The 21808-nt window shown below is 45.0% G+C and carries 14 protein-coding genes; 3 read left to right on the forward strand and 11 right to left on the reverse strand.

All coding sequences use genetic code 11. The features are described from left to right. Nucleotides 1-48 precede the first annotated feature (48 nt). The 7 genes from AELLOGFF_RS15920 to AELLOGFF_RS15950 all read right to left on the reverse strand — a co-directional run bounded on the left by AELLOGFF_RS15920 (nt 49) and on the right by AELLOGFF_RS15950 (nt 7306). A complete protein-coding gene (locus AELLOGFF_RS15920; RefSeq protein WP_159269920.1) occupies nt 49-849 on the reverse strand; it encodes an enoyl-CoA hydratase/isomerase family protein in 801 nt (266 codons plus the stop codon). 93 nt (nt 850-942) lie between these two features. Beyond that, entirely contained in the window at nt 943-2055 is a 1113-nt protein-coding gene (locus AELLOGFF_RS15925) for an NAD(P)-dependent alcohol dehydrogenase (protein ID WP_159269922.1), read from the reverse strand. 52 nt (nt 2056-2107) lie between these two features. Continuing rightward, on the reverse strand, nt 2108-3646 hold the full coding sequence (locus AELLOGFF_RS15930) for a class I adenylate-forming enzyme family protein (RefSeq protein WP_159269924.1): 1539 nt from the start codon (nt 3644-3646) through the stop codon (nt 2108-2110). 150 nt (nt 3647-3796) lie between these two features. Continuing rightward, nucleotides 3797-4336 carry a hypothetical protein gene (locus AELLOGFF_RS18175; protein ID WP_327785491.1) on the reverse strand — a complete coding sequence of 180 codons (540 nt, stop codon included), beginning with the start codon at nt 4334-4336 and terminating at the stop codon, nt 3797-3799. A 72-nt stretch (nt 4337-4408) separates the two neighbouring features. Then, entirely contained in the window at nt 4409-6148 is a 1740-nt protein-coding gene (locus tag AELLOGFF_RS15940; protein WP_159269926.1) for a TonB-dependent receptor, read from the reverse strand. A 63-nt stretch (nt 6149-6211) separates the two neighbouring features. Continuing rightward, the gene (locus AELLOGFF_RS15945; protein ID WP_159269928.1) at nt 6212-6376 is read right to left on the reverse strand and encodes a rubredoxin; all 165 of its coding nucleotides are present in this window, start codon (nt 6374-6376) and stop codon (nt 6212-6214) included. A 21-nt stretch (nt 6377-6397) separates the two neighbouring features. Then, nucleotides 6398-7306, reverse strand: coding sequence for a fatty acid desaturase (locus AELLOGFF_RS15950; protein WP_159269930.1), 909 nt, complete (start codon nt 7304-7306; stop codon nt 6398-6400). Nucleotides 7307-7495: 189 nt separating this feature from the next. Between AELLOGFF_RS15950 and AELLOGFF_RS15955 the strand changes: the two genes are divergently transcribed. Beyond that, entirely contained in the window at nt 7496-8518 is a 1023-nt protein-coding gene (locus AELLOGFF_RS15955; protein ID WP_159269932.1) for an AraC family transcriptional regulator, read from the forward strand. A 587-nt stretch (nt 8519-9105) separates the two neighbouring features. Here the strand turns inward: AELLOGFF_RS15955 and AELLOGFF_RS15960 are convergent. The 4 genes from AELLOGFF_RS15960 to AELLOGFF_RS15975 all read right to left on the reverse strand — a co-directional run bounded on the left by AELLOGFF_RS15960 (nt 9106) and on the right by AELLOGFF_RS15975 (nt 14669). Beyond that, nucleotides 9106-9819 carry an SDR family NAD(P)-dependent oxidoreductase gene (locus AELLOGFF_RS15960; protein ID WP_159269934.1) on the reverse strand — a complete coding sequence of 238 codons (714 nt, stop codon included), beginning with the start codon at nt 9817-9819 and terminating at the stop codon, nt 9106-9108. A 73-nt stretch (nt 9820-9892) separates the two neighbouring features. Next, a complete protein-coding gene (locus AELLOGFF_RS15965; protein ID WP_159269948.1) occupies nt 9893-12493 on the reverse strand; it encodes a TonB-dependent receptor in 2601 nt (866 codons plus the stop codon). A gap of 26 nt (nt 12494-12519) precedes the next feature. Then, the gene (locus AELLOGFF_RS15970; RefSeq protein ID WP_159269951.1) at nt 12520-13467 is read right to left on the reverse strand and encodes an NAD-dependent epimerase/dehydratase family protein; all 948 of its coding nucleotides are present in this window, start codon (nt 13465-13467) and stop codon (nt 12520-12522) included. Then, nucleotides 13464-14669 (reverse strand): NADH:flavin oxidoreductase, encoded by a 1206-nt coding sequence (locus AELLOGFF_RS15975; RefSeq protein WP_159269953.1) that lies wholly within the window; start codon nt 14667-14669, stop codon nt 13464-13466. Before AELLOGFF_RS15975 ends, AELLOGFF_RS15970 begins: the two co-directional genes overlap by 4 nt. Before the next feature lie 176 nt (nt 14670-14845). On the opposite strand from AELLOGFF_RS15975, the gene AELLOGFF_RS15980 reads away from it, so the two are divergent. Then, nucleotides 14846-15517, forward strand: coding sequence for a TetR/AcrR family transcriptional regulator (locus AELLOGFF_RS15980; protein WP_159269955.1), 672 nt, complete (start codon nt 14846-14848; stop codon nt 15515-15517). 907 nt (nt 15518-16424) lie between these two features. Continuing rightward, the gene (locus AELLOGFF_RS15985; protein WP_159269957.1) at nt 16425-21800 is read left to right on the forward strand and encodes a hypothetical protein; all 5376 of its coding nucleotides are present in this window, start codon (nt 16425-16427) and stop codon (nt 21798-21800) included. Nucleotides 21801-21808: the final 8 nt, after the last annotated feature.

Genomic DNA, 21808 nt, shown 5'->3' on the forward strand with positions numbered 1-21808 from the left:
TCAGTAAACAAGTTGAGCGATACAATGCAAAATATCGTTAAAAAAAAGCTATCGCCCGATAAATTTAGCTGGTCTACGCTCACTAAATGCGGCAGTTCCCTCACGGAAATCAGCACTCAGACTGCACACCTTAAAGGCTTTACGCTCAATCTCTAAATGAGTTTCCAAGGAATGGTCATATCGTGAATTGCGTAAATTTTTATATGCGGCATAGGCTTTGGTGGGCCCCGCAGCCAATTGCTCCACCCACTCTTCCGTGCATGCAAGTATTTCTTCACTATTTACAATCCGGCTTACTAAGCCATTTTGTTTCGCCTCCGCCGCCGTCCACACTGCGCCGGTAAACATCAACTCATTGACCAATCGCTCTCCCAATAACTGAGAAAGAAGATAACTACCGCCGCAATCCGGCGGCCCGCCAATTTTGTCATAGGCCATCATAAAGCGACTGCTATCAGCAGCAATGACCAGATCGCAAGCGGCGAGTAGACTTAAGCCTGCGCCCGCTACTGCGCCTTGACATACCGCCAGCACAGGACAGGGCATTGCTCGCAATTTAAGAATTGTGGGGTTGAGAGCATCCAAAAGCTTGTCGACAACGGCAGGAGTTGACTCTCCGGCCGCAACAAATTCAGCGACATCACCACCTGCCATAAATGCGCGGCCCGCACCCCGAATCACCAAACACCTAACATCGCTGCGGTTATACAGCTCATCAACAACAGCAGCGAACTCCGACGCCAACTGAACATTAATCGCATTCAAAACAGATTCACGGTGAAAAACTATCTCAGCAACGCGGGTCAATGAGTCGTAATGGGTTTTCACCAGTAAGGTGTCGGTCATCATCTTATATCCAGAGGGGCTATGGTCGTGTGCGAATCTAACAGGTAGGCAGCACGCTGCGCGTCGAGAATGTCTTGCATATGAGTGAATGCCATTTTACTCCGCCTCAATGGTCGTTGCCTTCATCATCAATACCGGCTTAACTACCTTTCCACCCAGTGTGTCATCTATGGCTTGATTGATGTCGTTAAAATCGTAGCAACTCACTAGCTTGTCTAGAGGTAGTAAGCCTTGCTGATAATACGCAATCAATTTTGGAATAAAATCTGCGGGTACAGCATCACCTTCGATAACTCCGCGAACCTGACGGCCGGTTGCCATCAGCATATTCATATCAATTTTCAAATGTGACTCTGGCTTAGCTACGCCAACGCATACCAGCATACCGCGGGCTTTTAATGCGCTGAAGGCTGCAGAAGCCAAAGCGGGAATACCGGTGGTGTCAAAGACGTAATCCACACCGCCCAACGTTAGTAATTGTTCAGCTATGGATTCGCTGTTCTGAATAATGTGATGAGCACCCAACTCTTGCGCCAATTCCAACCGGGACGCCAAAATATCAACGGCAATAATGGTGGAGCAACCAGCAATCTTCGCTGCCATAATGGCAGAGAGACCAACCGTACCGCAGCCTAATATAACAATAGCCTTACCCGGTTTTGGTTTCATCACCAGTAACACGCTGCCAGCACCGGTTTGTACACCGCAGGCTAACGGCGCAGCAATATGAGCCGGAAAGTCCTCGTCAAGTTTCACTATATTTTGACAAGAAACCACTGCATGACTTGCCATAGTGGATTGGGCGAAAAAATGACCACTTATCGGCTTGCCATTTTGGCTAATTGGAGAACTACCGTCCGCACGGGAGGCGTTAATCATATACACGGCGCCATGATCGCAATAGCTCGGTGCATCGTCATGGCAATTAGCGCAATGGCCGCAGGATCCAAAGCTAACAACTACTCGATCACCAACCGCCACCTTATCAACACCAGCACCTAGCTTAAGAATGCGGCCTACACCTTCGTGTCCTAAAACGGCGGGGAGCGGGACCGGCAGATACTGGTCGCGAGCAGCGACATCGGTATGACAAACTCCACAGGCTTCAACTTCTATCAATGCCTCGCCAGCGTTAGGTTCGGCTATTTCACACTTTTCTATGCTGAGCGGGGCACCCGCCTCCCTCACTATCGCTGCCAACATTTTCATTATTTTATACCCTTAAACTTTATGTCGATTGATTGCCACACAAACCGGCTAATCAACTATTCTCGCCATGGAGCGTTAATCGCAATTCACGCTTTAGTATTTTCCCTGAGGGGTTGCGCGGCAGTTGCGAAACAAAACGATATTTTTTAGGAACTTTATATCCTGCTAATTTCTCACGAACGTACTCATTAATTTTTAGCTCATTTAGACCTGGCTTTGTCACGACAAACGCCACCGGAACCTCTCCCCACTTTTTATCCTCAACACCAACAACCGCGCAGTCAAAAATATCAGTGTGTGCCAGCAATACCGATTCAACTTCTGCTGGGTAAATATTTTCTCCTCCGGATATAATCATGTCTTTTAAGCGATCCTTAATATAAAGATAACCATGTTCATCAAGTTCGCCGATGTCGCCCGTTCTCAGCCAGCCATCAACAATTGTTTCCTTCGTTGCATCTTCGCGCTGCCAATAGCCCTTCATGATCTGCGGCCCTTTAGCGACGACCTCTCCAGCTTTACCAATCGGGCAGTCATTTCCATAACTATCAATAATTTTCAATGCTGTCGAGATAACGGCCTTGCCTCCAGAGCGAAGTAATTTCGACTGTCCTGCAGCAGCTAATTCATGTGCTTCTGGCGAGAGGATGGTTAAGGCCGTGGTAGCTTCGGTTTGGCCATAGCCCTGCGCAAATTTGCAATTAAATACAGCCATGCTTTTTTGTAGCAGTGATGCCGCCATCGGCGAGCCACCATATAGAATAAGTGCAAGACTAGAAAAATCGGTTTCTTCTATATTCGGTAGCGAGAGAATCAACTGCAACATCACCGGCACAACTGCTAGGCTGTTCACCTTGTCTACAGCGATGGAATGAGCGACGACTTTAGGGTCAAAATCTTTATGGATAATTAGACCCGCACCAAACATAAGCGCCCATAATGCGCCAGATAAACCTACGGCATGAAAATTGGGTGCAACCATTAATAGACGACTATTTGCTTGCGTTGTCACACCATGAGCTAGGTTTGTTTGCAAACAGTTGGCAATAAATCCGCCATGAGTCAGCAGAACGCCCTTGGGTTTTCCGGTAGTGCCACTGGTATACAGCTGAATAAAAACGTCGTTTTCTAGATTAAGTATCGGAAGAGATCTGGACTCTGATGCATATATCCAATCAGTAAAACCTACATTAGCTATTGAATTATTGTCTAAACAGACATTTGCAAATTGTGTGCTTTCAAAAGCGTTGAGCAAACATTCAAATTCAGCATCAAAAAATATGGCCTTACATCCAGCATCGTCAATAATATAGGTTAACTCTGATTCTGTTAGTCTATAATTCATTGGCACACTTACAATACCCAAACTCGAAGCAGCTAAAATTAGAAGTAATAATTCGTTACCATTTTTTCCCAGTATGCCAATGCGATCACCTTTGACATACCCATTTCTAACGAAGGTTGCCGCTATTTGGTTTATTTTAACAATGGCTTCACTGAAACTGATTACTACGTCATTGTCTTTCGCAAACAGGGCATCTGGCCGATGCTGAGCTTGAAATAGAATATAGCTGGTAATATTTTCAAACATAACAAAATCACACTCAAAAAAGGGTATCAACCGACTCCGTACTAAAAGTTCTCGGTGTCCACCAAGAACTGGTTTGGAGTTTGCCGCCTACCAAATGAAAAATGAAATCAAAGTGAGATAAAGAATCCGTAGACCCTTTATCTCTGATACTTACTCAAATATCCATTTCGCGCGAACGCCGTAGTGACTAGGTGAGGATAGTGACAAACCGGGCCCAAAATCTAAATGAACCGCGCTTGCAAAATAACGTTCATCAGTAATGTTTTCGCCATAAGCTGTAATCTGCAAACCCCAAGGATTATAAAAATAACTAATCCGTGCAGCATAAGTTTGGTATGACTCTTGTTCCATTAATGATGTGTTTTGAGGTGTAAAGAAGTACCCAGAGTTGTAATAGGAGTCGATAGCAAATTCAATATCGCTATCAGCGCTCAAGTAAAAACTCTGCAATATTGTTGCTGAAGCTGTAAATTCAGGAGATTGAACTATGCTATTGCCTGTAAAGTTTCGAGGAGGTAAACCAAATGTACTTCCCGGACCAAAAGCAAGTCCCGTGTCTTCATCAAAACCTCTCCCATCTTCAAAAGATGTATAAATCGCATCAAGATACGATCCTGAGAAAATTACAGCTAACCCAGGATTTAAGTCTGGCATTGGTTGAAGCTGCATACTAAGTTCTGCGCCTTTCACCTCACCATCCCCAGCGTTAAAAAAGTTAACCGCGCCACCAGAAGTTAGAGCTGTGTAGGCAGTAATGATATTTTAACGCTCGATATAGAAAACTGCCCCCTCCAATTGTAACTGCCCATCCAGCCACTCTCCCTTGAACCCTATCTCAAAGGCATGATCTTCTTCTTGCTCAACAAAATCTGGAGCTTCAAAAAAGTTGACCGTGTTGTAGGTTGGACTCAGATAACCGATTGAATAAGACGTGTATATTTGCCAAGTATCAAAACTCCATTTAGCAGACACTCTCGGGCTTAATCTCTCAGTCGTTGCGTCTTCTACTTCAAAGGAGGAGAACGGCAATGTAATCGTATTTGCGACGGAAATGTCCACCCGAGATCCATTTACACCCCGTGTCTCTTCGTCGTACCGCAACCCCAATGACAAGTCCAGTCGATCGAAGAGTGTATATGTCCCTTCAGCAAACGCTGACGCTGACTCAGTTTCTAACAGACCATACGATGCGAGTGTTACCCCTGCCCCATTTAATAAATCTCCCACTCCAGGCAGTAACGAATCCAAAAGACCACCCAAGCCACTTAACGATGGCAATGCAAGTGCATTATCCGCTATATTCAAATACAACGGATCGTAACCACCCAATGATTCCAAATAATATGCACCTACAACCCAGGTAAAGGTGTCACTCCAAGGTGTTTCTTCATTCGACTCAAAACGCACCTCAGCGGTTTTTTGCTCTGCAAATTGCTTTCCAACCTCTCCTTCGAGCATCGGTGCGCTTGTATAATCAAGGTCTCCAAAGCCATAAGGTACGGTTAGCGTTTGATCTGAAACAATTGCTTTTGCTGAAAAATAAGGCAAGTCCCAGTTCATATAACCGGCAATGACATGCCTACGCGTTCTCAATTCTGCAGGGACATTATTTTCGACTTGATAATCATAAGCCGGATCTTCATCACAGATAGCGCATAAGATCGGAGCGGGGTTTGTGCCTTCAGAGGCCAGGCCTCCCGACGTTGAGCTTTCCTCATAAGAACCACTTAACGTAAAATCTAAACGGTCTGTTGCATACCATTTTATTTTTACACGACCACCACTTAAGGTGTCATCTGCCACCGTTTTTCCAAGTGTGTTTTTGTATAAAGCTTCTTGATCTCGGTAGATCCCAGATACAGTAGCAGCTAATGAATCCGTTATAGGTAAATTAAGAAAAAAGGATCCGCTATAGTTATCCGACCCCATTTCGCCGTAACGGCCGCCTTCTAATTTAAGTTGAGCGCCAAATGCATCCGTCCTCGGTTCCGGTGTTACAATTCTAATCGCACCACCTAAAGCGTTACGACCAAACAGCGTACCCTGTGGACCTTTGAGCACCTCTACACGCTCTACATTTACCAAGGCATCCACTGAGCCTTGCGAGGGTAGCGAACTTATATCATCAACATATATAGGTACACTGGGGTCAGCTGAAGGTAGGTAAGCATCTGAGCCAACACCACGAAGAAATACAGTATTGAAGCCAATAACGCTACCGAAAACTAAACCAGGCGTAATTTTAGCTAAACCCGTCGCACTCTCCACGCCAAAAGCATCTAGCTTCTCACCAGAGAATGCCGCAATGGCTATAGGCACATCTTGTGAGTCTTCCTCACGTTTACGTGCCGTAACCACTACCTCTTCGAGCAGTCTATTTTGCTTTTTTACAACTGGTCTTGCCGTGGAAATATCACTATTACTTTGTGCATTTGATTGGGTGGAAATGCAAGCCACAACAAAACCAAGGAAAATCATTTTTCCGTTTATTTTTATACTCATTACCAGTACCACCTTTGCAGAGGTATATAAAAAATTACAATCTCATAATTAAAATGTAATATCTCAATCTTCGATCAAGTCATAGTCAGATTTTTCAGCGCCACACTCTGGACACATCCAGCCATCGGGTATGTCATCCCACCTAGTGCCTGGGGCTATTCCACTATCAGGATCACCCAAATTTTCATCGTATACATGTGAACAAAACCGACATTGATACCTTCGCATTATTATTTCCTCAAATTTTATTTATTTTATATTTGTGGCCACAAGGCCAGGCTTAATTACCGGCTTAATAGACAAACCATGCTGAACAGCCAGTTCATATTTCTCTAGCTCAGTTTCGATCAAGTCGTAAACTTTTTTGTTGTTATAAAAAGGGGTCATTGGAAACAAGTGATGTATCAAATGATAATTTTGATACTGCATCAAAGGGCTAAGTACTGTTTCATAGCCCCTTCTGATGGTTGTCGCCTTTGTGTAATGTTCAGCTTGAGTTACATCATGAGGAACATGTGGAAGCCAAAAGAAAGTGAATCCCAGCATCAACTGTTGGAGTCTTGTCGGTATAAACCACAACATCAACACTTCGTAGCCATAACCGGCGTAGATCAATATCCCAAGGAAAGTAAAAAATACCGCTGCACGTCTCAGGCTTGAGCTTAAGGCGGGTGCAGATATTTTATCGCCGTGTTTAATTGCATAGCGCATGTACGCAAACTCAATCAACATCCACCGGAATGGCAATGTCCACCACGCCCCATTAAAAAATAGATCAGGGTCTCTTTCGCCATTGGCGAAGCGGTGATGAAGAATGTGAGCCCAACGAAAGAGTTTTAAATTGACATAGGGTAGAACAATAGCCACACCTAATTGGCCGATTCGGTCATTTAAAATTGAATCTGAAGATATCGACCTATGTATGGAATCGTGAGCTACGCTAAATGCCAAATAACCAACAACCGCGTTAATCAGCATGCCTAACCATAAGGGCAAGATTCCGGCAAACCCCGTAACGTAGACGGTTAGGTAAACCGAAACCAAAACCACACACATGATGGCAGTTGGTTTGGACAATGCTGGTGGACTGGTAAGCACTTTTAAACGCGCTTTGTTCTCATCGTTTAGAGTGTCAATATTTATAATATTGCGCGACATGGACGGCCTTTATAATGTTGTAATTAGTATTAATTATGCGGTCATCGTTATCGGACTTAATCGAAAACGTATTCATCACCGAGCTAATCTGTCACAACAATTTAAACCGCCGCACTGGCACCATCAATCTTAAGCTATCATTTTTGACAATTATGATCTATCATTTTTGACGAGAAAATGAGGTACATTATGGAACTACTGCTAGATAATCACGTAGGTGAAAAAATGCTTACGCATTTGCACCAAACGTTAATTAATGAATACCCAAAGATCGTTCCGGGCGAATTAGCCTTGGCATGCAATCTGCCGCGCGTGTCTTGGTGGACAGGCGGATCGCCGCACCCCCTGCAGGATTTCATCGATTTATTCCGCTATTTAACCGAGGATAAAGCCCCTGAAATTGGCTACTTCCTTACCAGACAGGCCCAGCTCACTGATTTAGGTATGATGGGTTATGCGATGATGACCGCAGCAACCGTTAGAGATTTTGTTCTAGTCGCAGGCTATTCGTTAGATCAGTTTGGCTTTCCAGTGGAAGTGACAGTTCAAACCGTGGGAGAGGGCTTAGTCGCGCTAGTATTCTCGGAGCACCTTTACGATAAAAATTATTTCGACAGCTTCTTAGAATTCAGTATGGCACTATCATGGCATTATATTGAAGTTATATTACCGCCAGACAAAAAATTTTCACCGACCAAGGTATGCTTTTCATTTTCAAAAAACATAAAACAAAAAAGCAAAGCGAGTGTCTTTTATAGATCTGACATAGAGTACCAATCTGAGCTAAACGCAATAATCTTGCCGGCGGAGGCTTTTAACGCACAACTTGCTGTCGGTACGTTGTCGGAGATTGTTTCCTGTTCCTTGCAGTGCAACCAAATTCTAAACAACACCAGAAGTCGGGGAAGATTTCATAAAATGGTTGAGCGCGCATTGATTGAGGCCCCGCATATTTGTAAATTTTCATTTATTGAAACGGCTAAATATCTAGAGATAAACGGTAGAAGCTTGCGCAGCCACCTCGAATCCGAGCGAGCAAATTTCAGGGAAATTTCATTGAATGTAAGAATGCAATTAGCTCAAGAATACTTAAAATCCACCAGTTTTCCGATTAAACATATTGCCTATATTCTGTCATACACTGAACCAAATAATTTTATTAGAGCATTTACAAAATTTACGGGGGTTTCACCAAGTAAATATCGCTTATAGTACGTCAGCTTCGTGCTCATCCAAGCCCACTAATCATTAAAACTTTATTTGTTCTAATTGACATATCCAAATCGAATGGCTGCTTGCTGATTAGCTTAAATAACTAACCAGAAATGCTAGAAGTTTGCTTTTGGCACCATGCAGATATCAGCCGGTCGAATACTGCTCCCAAAGTCAATTATCACCCTAAAGCGGGCATTCGACTAAGCAAGAGCATCGGTCACTAGAAATGAGAGCGGACGTTCAATTACAAGTATTTCTATAGCCTCAAGGCATCAACAAACTCGTCACTGATTAAACCCTAACGGCCATAACAGGCTGATGATAACCAAATAGACGGATGCAGTCTCCTTGATATTCACTCTAAACAGATCCAATTCGTGCCACGCTCGAGGTGAAAATCTCCACGCAGACAACGTTCTATTTCTTTAGTGTATGAAAGACTGTGAGCTTACAATGGCTTCCTTAGCTTTCTAAGTGTGTGCTATTTTTTCGAAGATGAGAAAAACTACGTGCTAGTAATCTTCCTGCAAGCTTAGGAAATATCCTGCTAATAAATTTAAGCGCTTTAGCGTCCAAGCCTATCGTTACACTGGGTGTGTTACTTTGAATTGCGCGGATAATCCGCTTGGCGACAACCTCTGCTGAGATGCCAAAGCGTTGTTGCAGAGCCATGTTTTTTGCGCTTGTTTAAGATCATCAGATTCGTTCAATGTAGCCATCATCATATCGGTTTTAATGGCGCCGGGGTGTATGCAACTTATAACAATGCCGTCTCTGTTGAGCTCGGCAGCTAATGACTCGCTATAGGCTTGGAGTGCGGCTTTGCTGCTACTATAAGAAGATTGGCTCGGAAGCCCGTAAAAAGCGGCCATGCTTGAAAGGTTTACGATATGTGCACTGCGTTGCTGACGCAACAATGGCAGCAAGGTTTTACACAAAGAAACCGGAGCCCAGAAGTTAAGGTTAAAAACCCGTTGCCAGTCATCAATACTGTGATTCTCTACACTTTTTTGGATAGTCATTCCTGCATTGTTGATCAGTATATCGATTGAATTATGAACACTAGCTATCGCTGCAGGTAGTGAATCAATATCAGTTTGCTCACATAAATTTATAATGTGAGAGCTAATACGTAAATGTGGATATTCCAGTCTTTTGATCAGCTCACTTAAAGCAGCTTGATTGCTATCTATTAAAGCAAGATGACATCCTTTATCTGCCATGCTGCTCGCTAGGGCGCTACCCAAACCGCCTGCTGCGCCAGTAATAACTGCCGTTTTTCCTTGTAAATTTTTCATCGGAATGTCCGTCTAAGATAAAGCAGCCGCCTGTACAGGGCGAGACAAGCGGTTTAAGGTTTGCGCTTACGTTTTAAATAGTTTTGCGAAGCTCCAAGCCATAGGTTCGTGGATCGCCAAGTACGCTGGTGAAAGTACCGATACTATCACCAGCAGAAACTGCACCTATATCGTAACGTTCATCAGTAAGGTTTTTAACATAGGCCGAGATAGTGAGATCCTCATCATCGCCAGTCCAGCTCACTCGTGCATCATATAAGAAATAAGCATCTGCATACGCTAGGGATTTGTCCTGTTTAGATGCCGCCCATGCGCCGCGATCAAGGCCAAGATAAATATCGCTTTTATAGCTGGCGTCTAAACGGGGCACAAATCTCCCAATATCAGTTTCTATGGTGTATTGAATTCCTAAGGCAGCTGTTTCTTCCGGTGAAACAGCAAACTCTTCATCTGAACGGTCAATAGGCACGAATTCTCCGCGTAGCGCTAATGACTTCAGGTCGTTGTCCATAAACTCTTCGTAGCGATAGTTATTGTTACTGTAGGTTAGGTTTATCATGGCATTCATTGATGGGAACCACATTACCTCAAGCTCTATGCCGTCGATTGTAGAGGCGCCCGCGTTTTGTGAACCCACGACCAATGCATTATTTGAATCGACGTTTACGGTGATTAAATGCATATTCTTAAATACCATCGAATAGGCGGCAATGTTTACCCGTAGTGAGCGCTCCAGCGCGTCAATTTTTATTCCGATTTCTCGGTTTTCTAGCTCTTCGGGTTCTACAACGGTAAGACCATCTAGTCCAAAGGGTTCCTGGAACCCTGATTTGAAGCCATTGCTCCACGTTGCGTAAACCATAGCAGATGAAATGATGCCGCCATCCAGCAGAGATTCAGGAAAAATATATGCGGCAGAAGCCATTGGTGTGAACTGTCGGAAGGTATCGCTTCGGCTGTCAATTTTTGCATCAAGAAGTGGCGCGCGAATATCACCAGGGAACCGTTCTCTCAAAATGTTATTAGCAATCGTTAGAGGGTCTTGTGACCATGTACCTAGAAAGGCCATAGCCGCCATATCAGGTAATATTGGCACAAAGCGTGGGTCAGCACTGCTAATGATTGAGGTAACCTCCGCTAGATCAGCTCCGCGTGTTTCTAGATAAGATTCGCGGGTCTCCTCGGTATAACGCCCCCCCAATGTTAATTCAAAATGATCAGTGAGATGCCAAGTAGCTTGTGCGAATGCGGCAAATGTTTGGCCATCAATGTCAAAATCTTGAACAGTGGCTAGTGGTGCAGCACCTGCCACCAGCGGTACGGTTCCTCCGGGTATCAGGCTAGTAATACTGCCAAGCAAATCCGTAAGACCTTCTAGATCAACGCCTTCTTGGCCCGCAGCCAAACCTAAGAATGCAATCGGCTCGGCACCTACTAGCGGGTTACTGGTATTAAATCGTTCAGACTTATATTCGTCTTGCCAAAAGATTCCGGTGGCATAATCAATATCGTCGAAAAATACCCCATTAAATTGAAGCTCAAACGTGAGTGATTCTTGTATGCTGTCGCCAAGAAGATCTGCGCGCAAAAACTCTGCTGGGCCACCATCGTCTGCCGTTGTTTGAGGATTAAATTTTGTTGCGTCTCGATAACCGATGATCGACTTCATGCTGTGGTTTTCGTTAAATTGATAATCGAAGGTTAGACCAAACATTAGCTCATCTTGATCTTTTTGCTGACGTTGGCTGTCGCCTTGATTGGTATGCAGGTCGCTTTGTGATTCCCGCGAGTTAGCTTCGCAATTGTCACGGTAAGCTCTTGGATTACTTGGGTCGGTGTCACCTGGCCAAAGAATCCCTAAGCCGTTCACAAACAAGGCATCGTTGCTAACCATACGACAGTGAAAAGATGGGAAGTTTTCACGGGTTCGGCCAAGAAATGCAAAGCCGTCGACGGTTAGGTCGTCGCTGGCCAACCAGCGACTTTGGAAAATAGCCGACAGTCGGTCGATGGATTGATTTTCTCGGCCAGTGACGTCTTTCAAAAATCCATCGCGACGGCGAGTATTTACAGAAATTCGAGTAAGCAATTCGTCGCTTACAGGCAAGTCAACGGCAGCTTGAACGCGCTGCTCATTGTAATTGCCAACGTTACCTTCCAGATAACCACCAAACTCTTCACCCGGTTTCGTTAACGTAAATACCAATGCACCACCGGTATTATTTTTACCAAATAATGTTCCTTGAGGTCCACGTAAAACTTGTACGCTGTCTACGTCAATAGTATCTAGTAACTGCCCATCAGGTCGCGGAATGAATATGCCGTCTAGATATACACTTACCGACGGATCAAAGCGTGCAAAGGGAGCGCGCTGACCGATTCCACGAATAAAAATTTGTGGTGATGTACTGTTATTAATTTGTAAGCTGGGCACTGATTTACTTAATTCCTGTGCGCTTAGAATACCTTGATCCCGAAGTGAATCACCACTAATAACGGTAACCGCAACCGGAGTTTCTTGGATGCTTTCGGCTCGTTTACGCGCAGTAACTATCACCTCTTCTAACATACTTTTTGAGGTTTCTTTTTTTGCTGCACTATCTTCTTGCGCAAAGCAAAGAATAGTATTTGCAAAAAGTGATATTGCCAGTAACAGCTTTTTATAATTGTTCATTTTTAGCATCCAGATTTTACAATTTATTATATTTTTGATAATGCGTACGGCAGAATTCGATTTAAAAGTGGTCGTAATGGCCAAGTTCCCATTCGAACTAGACACATTTTATTTTTCATTTCCCGTTCGTAGTCCTCAAAAGAATGATGCTGAAAGGTAAGCAGCTTTTGCGCTTCGCTTGAGTCCATCCAGTGGGTGTAGTAGCTGCCACTGATTTCTGAGTTATAAGGGAGTGTTAATCCAAGCGCGGCGAATGCCGTTTTAATAAAACGATAATGGCTAATTTGACAGTATTGTCCTCCGCCAATGAGCAAGGTCTTATGAATTGCTTCGTCAGATTTAGCGGCATTACACATTGCTAAGGCAACGTCTTTGGGGTGAACAAATTCTAACGGTGACTCTGGGTGCACACTGAGAAGCTGGCGTAGAGTGTTGCGATCGGCCTTTAAGGTACGAGCGTCCACCGAAACTCCTACCCGCAGAATGACCCAAGGCAAGGTTGATTTTTTTAGTGTTTCTTCAATTTTTATTTTGTGGCGTGTGTAGTTATCGCTAGAAGACACCTTATCAGATGATGTTTTAACGGCCTCGCCTGGTAAGGATTTTCCGAATACCGTTACAGATGATGGAAATATTAATCTTGGCGATGGTGTGCATGCCGTCATACTTTGTATCAGTGCTTGGGTCGCATCGACGTTAATAGCCTTTGCCAATTCGGCTTGGTTTTCAGAGAGCGGCGGCAATAGCGACGCGTTATGGATGACAGCATCGACACCCGTTAACAGTTTGCGATGGTGTTCTGTGTCGCGAATATCCCCCAGTATCACCTCGCAGCGATTCTGATAGCGACGCTTTAGTTTTTGGTTTTGAGTACCATCCAAGTCAAAGCAGCGCAGCTGATACCCTTGCTTCAGCGCTTCTTCTATACACATTTGGCCAAGATTGCCAAACGCCCCAGTGATAAGGATTTTCATGTCCTTGAACCATCAAAAAATGGCGGGCAGTGAATACCTTGTGGGCTTTCTATGGTGCCAACGCATTGATTACAGTGAGTGCAGCGGCTCTTATAATGTGGCTTGGCCGCCAGCTTTTGTGGCAAGTCGGGGTCAGCTAAAAGCGTGCGACCTAATTGAATAAAGTCAAAACCTGAATCTAATATTTGCGTAAAGTTGTCGCCATTGCTGGCGCCGCCAATGTAGACCATTTTGCACTTTACGACTTCACGAATACGTTTCGCTTGCTCAAGAAGGTACATTTCGTAGAAAGGCAGGGATGGGAACATTTTTTTGCCCATCAGTCGTAATATGAATCGCATAAGGCGATTTTTTTCGTATTTAAGTAAGGACGGTAGAATGCTGTCGCCGCGAAACATCAGCATTGGATTCATTGTGCTGGTGCCGTTGCTGGCGATAATGGCGTCTATACCTGCCTCATCCAGCGCTTTACATATGGAGATCGAATCCTCATATGAAATACCGGTACGAGGCCCTTCTGACATACTAATTTTCCCCAAAATAGGGAAGTCATTGCCGACAGCTGCTCTAACTGCTGCCAGCACGCGAAGTGGGAGTCGTAGGCGATTTTCTAGACTGCCGCCGTAGATATCTTTGCGCTTATTGGTAAGGGGACTCAAAAACTGGCAAAGCCCGTAACCATGGCCAAAATGGATTTCGAGAGCATCGAATCCCACTGACTTCATAAATATTGCAGCATTTCTATACGCATCTACTAAGTGGTCGATATCACTTAGTGTCATCGCGTCGCAAAACCACATTCCCTCTGCAATGCCGAGAATATTCAAGCCGCCACTAGGGCCCTTCGGGCGAGTTTTCAAAGTATGGTTTTTTGAGAAGGCGCCGCAATGGCCCATTTGCCCCGACACCTTACACCCTTGACTTTGAATCCCTTTCACCAGTTGACTTATTTCCTTGCGGAAATCCTCATGCATAGTGAGCATGTTGGCGTTTAATCGCCCTGCATTCTCTACCGCGCAGTATCCGATGGTGGTCATAGCTACGCCGCCAACGGCAAATTGCTTATGAAAATCAAGCAGGCCTTGGCTTGGAGTGCCATTGGGACTTAGATTCTCAAACGTCCCTGCCTTTATGAGCCTATTCTTTAGCGTAAGGCCATTTAAGTTGGCGCTAGTAAGCGCGAGGTTGCTGGTAACTAACATACGGCCTCTATAATTATTTTTATTAAGATCTGCTGGTATTAAGTAAGGCAGTGCAAGCTGGGCCGACAGATACATTTAAACTAATGTTATATATCATAGTTATATAAGTCAATTATATGGAGCAATTGAATGTCTGACTGTATACTTTGCTTTCGTCACTTAAAGAGAAAAATATTTTGGCTNGAGATGTTTCAGGTTCAAAAAAGGCAGGCCCTCGCCTGACGAATAACACTAAGCCCCTTCGGCAAACTCAAGCTGAGCGTCGAGAAGCGACCCAGATAAAGGTGTTGGAAAGCGCATGCCGAATTTTTGGTGAGAAAGGCTATGCAGATACTTCGTTAACAGATATTGCTGATGATTTAGGGCTTACGATTACACCGATCTATCATTACTTCGGTAACAAAAAATCACTATTTTTAGCAGTAACTGAATCGATGGAGCAAGAATTCACCGCTAGGCTTGAGGCGTTCTCATCTAATGTAGAGAAAATTAATCCTATAAATGTTTGGGACATGCTGATTGAAATGACTCATCGTCAGGATTTTGTACGCATAGTGTTAAGTGATGCCCCTATTGTTTTAGGGCGAGAGCGCTGGAAAGATACTAGTGTAGTTCAGGCTGTTTCCAGAATCTTCAGAGAGCAACTAACTTTGTTCGTTAAGAGTAGCGGTTTATCAACTCCGTTATCGGAAAATGACATTGAGCTTATGCAAAGAATGCTAATAGGATGCTTTACTGAAGCCGTATTAATGCTAGCGGAGAACCCTGACTACGATAGCCGACCATTAATATTAAAGACACTAGGGTTATTTTTTTCTGGCAGCACAACTAACAAATTTGCGTCATGAAAATATAGACTTCGGCTGTATAAGTCGTAAATGTCAGAGCGAATACTTCAATCTGAGCTTCCGCACTCTAGCTGCCAATAGATTTGCATCTCCAGCCAATCCTTAAACCATTTTTCAATTTGACTCCGTAAAAAAATACTGAATATTTGGCCTATACATAAAGTATTACTCAGCTCTTCGATTGCCTCACTCGAACTGAGGGTAAATTGTTGCTTAAGACTTGTGAGTATTCGCTTTGGTCACTGACCACTGGAGTCATCTTCGGTGCTGATAGACTGCTTATGGCGCTGAATACCCACATCAAATTTATAGTAAAGAGATACAGCTGTCAGCAAACCCCGAAAATATCAACAATACTTAAAGGTCACGCGCCCTGCATGTTGAGCTTGAGTGTCGGCTTTTGTGACACTCCTGCCGGATAGGACGTCAATCACTATGTCTGCAATTGGCACATTCCAGCCAATTTCCTGTCCTAAGAGTATTTTGGTCTTTGCCCATTTCTTTACTGGCTATTGAGTGCGGGCATTGCGATTAGCTCATTCGCATCGTAACGGATACATTTCACAGTGAAAATTGTACTTTATCTACATTACGAGGAACTGGAAGAGAGAGTGGGATTAGAGGTGCCCGAAGGTCATTAGCTTCGCCTTGATAAAATCACGCCAACCCAAAAGTGTCACGGAAAACGTCACGGAGTGTCACGGTGAGCAAAACCATCAGACGAAAAAAAACGGCAAGCCAGTAAGTTACTGATTTGCCGCTTTAAAAGTGGTAGCGGGGGCCGGAGGTTATGAGAATGATTATTATAGTACATAAAAAATGTATTAAAATGATCTTTTTTGACGTTCTAAGCTGTGCTATAAGTGTTTTTGGGAGTTTTGCTCAATGGAAATAAGAGCGTTCAAAGTTGAAAGAAGACACTCAGGATTGGCACAAGATCGACGAGAAGCCCGTGACCTTCAGGCTGCCATCACGCTATGAAGGCATATCTGATTGGGCAATCAAGACCGGCTTTCACGATGAGCTGGAGGTCGCTTATTTTTGCCTTGGTAGGCCTGAAGATCCTCGAGTAATACACAATTTTGCTAGTGAGTTCGCCCAGCCGATCTCCGAGCCTATACTATCAGAGTGGGCAGACAAACCGATAGTATCTCGCCTGCGGGAATTTTCCGAGACACTGAGTAATACTAGCGAGCATATCCCCAAAGCTGACTCGCCCATTTCTCATAAAGGTAAATCTGCAAAAGGCACGAAGTCTGAGTTTTCCCCACTGACTTCCAGATATTACCTCCTTGCTATGATCGTGAACCCCCGCTCCCATAGCGATCAGGACAAAATCGCCGAGAGCCGCCAAAGGTTTCGACTTTGGTTAATTCTTCAGGCAGCTATTCGCGTTGCCGAGGAAGGCTGTATCTCTGATAGCAATATCAGCTGGGCGGCACGCCATATTACCCTAGACAGGATTGATCCAAAGTGGGAGAAGATCGATGAATTGCTCACCCGCGCTCGGCATGAAACTCAAGGCTTTCCAAACACGTTTCAGTGGTTCAATTATGCGATAGAAAAGGCTGCATCTGGGCTTGCCGCGCACGCCGATGATTCTGACAAGCGATTCCTTGGCGCGATCTCTCCTATCGCCAGGGGTTATTGCAGCCCATTACCAATTTCGGTGGACGTCGATTCCCCAGGCATCTATCCGCAGTTAGGTTCAGCCAGGACTGAAGGCCTGCCGTTAGGTCTCCTGGACCCGGAACTGCCGGCAATACAAAACCTCCCAAGCGTGGCAGACAATGACGAGGATGAATCTGACGACACGCTCGTGGAAGTTGATTCATCGGACACTGATGAGGAGCAAGCACTTACTTCTCGGTCTGTCTTTCTCTATTCCGCCGAGGAATCTCAATATTTGCCCTGGAGTTGGGATAAGCTCTTGCCGCCGGAATTGCTTCAGTTTGAGGCATGGCTGGAAAACACAGTCAGCGCCAAGGAACTAGTCCAGTCCCTTGGCGCCGCAATAGCAAAAATTGGGGCTCTTGTCGGGCGCTCGCTTTACCATGCTCAAAGGATTGAAATCGATGCGACTGTTGGGGACGACTGGCGAATTACGCCTGATTATCGTCATGTTCAACGGCGACCGCCGCGTCGACATAGTGCTTGGCGCCCGCAAACTCCGCAGGAACAAGCGGAGGTGCACCCATATTCGGAAATCATCCGCTTAGCGCTCCCGCAAGACATCACATCTGCCTTGGGAAGGGTCACCAGAGAGCAACCCCCAAGCAAAGCTACTTTAGGTAGTCTATGGAGTGAGCTTAACCCTGCTACCAAAATTACTACATGGTTTGATGGTGTAGCGAAAGAGCAGTTTCCAAGGGTGACTAGCGGGAAACTGGCCCAAGTAGCAGCGCAGCGAGTTTTTGAAAATACTGGCGACCATAATCTTGCTCGAATCGTCACCGCATTGCCTCAAAGTGGACTACCTGCGGCATGTGGTTATGCTAACTGGGATGTAAGCACCATTGCTAAAGGGCTCGATTTGCCCGTGGTCACAGACAATGTCGACTTAGCGACCTTAATGCTTGGTAGTTTGCTAGCCCCGATCGAATCAGTATTATCTCAAGGTATTGCTGAAGCAAAATCCATGTTAGTTGATGCTCGGGATCTCGTTAGCTTTCATAATCGGTATACGCAGTATTGCTTGCTGGCGCTGTATGCGGGTACTGGTAGCAGGTACTTGAAATCACCTTTTGAACTACTCGACCACTTCAATTTTAAACTTCTTTGTGCATACATTAATGATAAATCGGATGGTGCTCGTCACAATGGGCGGATAGTGCCGCTTCCCGAACAATTGGCCAAGCTACTGGCCGCATACCTTGATTATCTTGCGCGACTTCAAAAAGATCTAGAAGCCCTGCGCCCTGAGCTGGCTGGGAAATTACTAGCTTTGCTGGAGCGTAAGGGCGGTGAGCTTCCGCTGTTTTTCTTCTTGGACGAGCAACTTAGTTGGCATCAAACATCTGACGGCGACCTGCTCGGCTTGCCCATTGTTGGTTGGTCACTTCCGCCAAACCTGTTTCGGCACCGGTACTCGCAGCGACTCTCCCGCGCTGACGTGCCCTGCGATGTTATCGATGGTTGGATGGGGCACTCAGAAAGGGGCGGTGCGGCTTATGGGGACTATTCGCCTAGGTGTTGGATCAATGATGCGGATCAGTATCGCCTTGCGTATAACGCCATTTATGACTCGCTTGGTTTTGATGTTATAGGTGCGCCGGCAGTGTTACCTAGCTACCTAGGTTCACGGGCAAAAGAAAGAAGCTATATTGAGCCGAGTATTTATGGCTTAAAAGAAAGAGCTCTGTACCGACGCCAGAGGTATAGAAAAGCCCGGAAAATTGCACAGCAGGAAATTAAGCTGTTTATTCGCGAGCAAGAGCTTGAGGATCTAAATCCTACGGAGATCGAAAAGCTCGGGAATCGCATGCTGAAGCGAGAAAATGGACTGCCTCATCCTGATGCCGGTATTCGATTTCGCGTGCTTGAGCAATTCCTGAAATCAAGAGACAGTAAGCATACTCGCTCTATAAGGAAAAAAATCCTTAAGCGGGAAGAAGAGCGAAATCTGATCGCGGGAAGTTTGCCTGCAGATTTGGATCGTTACGGGAACGCAAAACAGTGGGCAGAACACACGACGAACACCATTCAGAAGGGCGCGGTAAATAAAACTACCGCGTTGATTGTCGGGACGATGCTGCTATGCATCGACAAAAGATTAAGCTACCGCAGTATGTTGTTGGATGTACTTAGCGGACGGAACTTCCGCCTCATCCAACATAAGAAGAAATACTTTATTGAATACAGTGAAGAATGGGATACAAATGATTTTAATGCGCCGGTCCAGCGGCATGAAATTAGTTATAAAACAGCATCCCTGTTTCATTTCGGTTGTACAAATTCTCGGCTAGCAGACCTAAGCTCTCTGCCAATTCCGCCGGAACTATATGCGCTAGCAACGTACATTTCGCCAGACGTAGAGAAAGATGGGATTTCCGTGAAGGAAATTTTGACGCGGCTTACCAAAATCATCGGGCAAGCTAACCTTATAGAGCTTCCTGGCGTGGTGGCTGGCGCGCTCAGTGAAAGGATGCCGCCGACTAGCCTTAACTGGCAAGATGTATTCAGGCTTCAGCACGGGATATGCATCACGCTGCCAAATCTGGAGCCAAACTCGGACGTATTTCAAGACTTTAGGTTTAATCAGAGAGTTGCGATTGAGAGCGACGCGCGTGTTCTCCAAGACAATGCAAAGGAGCTATACAATGAAGTGACAAACATTCTTGGTCGCTATGAGAAGAAAAGCGCAAAGAAAATCGCGAAAGAAATCCATAATTCTTACCAGGCATATAGCGGCAAGGTAAGTTCGTCGATTTTAATGGTGGCCTGTTGGATAAGCCATGTCATTGAAGTAGGCAAAGGTCGCGGCAAGCATTACCGGCCCTATGCCAAAAAAACCGTACAAAGTTATTTCAGTACTCTAAGGTTAGCATTTCAGGGTATAGCCTATTCCTGCGATCTGCTATCTATGGATTCCGATGAGATTACCGATCGCTATCATGACATGGTCGAGTTCCGTCGAGATAGGGATAAGGAAGTCGGGTATTTTGGAAAGCGCTTAAAGGCGTTCCATCGCTGGGCTGTGAAACTTGGGGTAAAAAATGCAGATTGGTCTGAAATAGATACTGAGGATAACCACCGTACTGTAAGTCCTGGGTGTATATCGGAGAAAGAGTATTTAGCTTGCCAGGAATACATCCGCACGGCTTATGGCGAAGACAGCCAACTCGCATTATACCTTGGTTTTGTACTTCTGCTCATATTCAGGTTTGGGCTGCGAGGAAATGAAGCTTTGGGATTGCGCCGCCAGGATTGGTGTCAATGGCAGGGTTTTACTTGGGTGCTTATTCGAGATAATCGAATTCGCCAGCTGAAGCGAAAAAGCAGTCGACGCGCTGTACCGCTGCTATTCAATCTGACGCCGCATGAAATAGAGCTCATCGAAAAAGTGCTGGCGAACTACGACAGTATTGCAGGGACAGAAAAGAATGCCCCTATTCTTTGTGAGGTACGTGGCGGCCGGGTAGATCAATGGGCAGCATGCCGTGAAATTCAGGAAACGCTTATCTTTATTTTACGTGCGGTTACTGGAAGCAAGACCTTAACCCCCCATCATTGTCGCCATGCATTCTATAATCACATTGCACCAATACTACTTGGCTTTGAAACTTCCACAGGGAGTAAGCTTTGCAAAACCATCGATACGAATACATTGCTGGGAATGGTGCTGGGACGACATCAAAGCAGATCAATTCGGTCATCGATAGGCTTGGCACGATTGATGGGACACAGTGGCGCATCGTCTGGCCTTAAAAATTACAATCACCTCATGACCGAGTGGGCCGATTCACTTACGCCCGTCAGAACTGAGCGAGCCCTAGTTATCAATGGCATTGTTAATACGGCGGAATTTGATCGAATTCACATAGAGAAGCTTCCGCAGGTTCCTGATATTTCATTTCAAAAGCCAACACTATTATTGATATTCAAGTTGCTGCGGCTGGTTGCCCAAGGGAGGTCTTACCAAAGTGCAGGGAAGCTAGTCGCACTGCATCCTGACTTTGTATGTTCAGTCCAAGCGAATTTTGACAAAGCCAACGAGGTCATGCGATTTAAAAAGCGTGGGGAGAATTCTTGGTTCAAAGGTGAAGATTCGCCGAATGCTATTGTGCACTATATTAATGATTCTGCATGGATTCGCTTTATAGAGCTAGCTGAAAAATTTGAGACCTTTAGGGTCTCAGGCTGCCCTGCCGTGGACGAGTTACCACTCCTGCTTGGAATGAACAGACAGTTAAAAATGAGTCATGATCGTCACTGTAAAATCGTAAAGCACACATTTGATATACTTGGCATAGAAAGCAATCGCTATGATGTGTATGCAACTAAAGATGACCCGGTAGTGACCAGTTTTCTTGTTGAACAGGGGTTCCAAGTAAAAACGATTGAAAGCGTTTTTGAGTCTGGAAAAAGTGTGCAACTCGATGTATTCAAACGTCCTGTTGAAGAAAGACGAGGTGGTATTTATGACTATGGAGCGATAATCCTTGGGCCCACCGGTGATGGGGTTGTAAGAAACTCTTTTGAAATGACGGTGGGTTTTCTTGCAGTTTCGATAATGCTGGTCTGGGGTTCTGGTGGTGATAGTGAAATAGTGGCAGTCAGTTGACGGCCACT

This window comes from Zhongshania aliphaticivorans (assembly GCF_902705875.1).
GTDB lineage: Bacteria > Pseudomonadota > Gammaproteobacteria > Pseudomonadales > Spongiibacteraceae > Spongiibacter > Spongiibacter aliphaticivorans_A.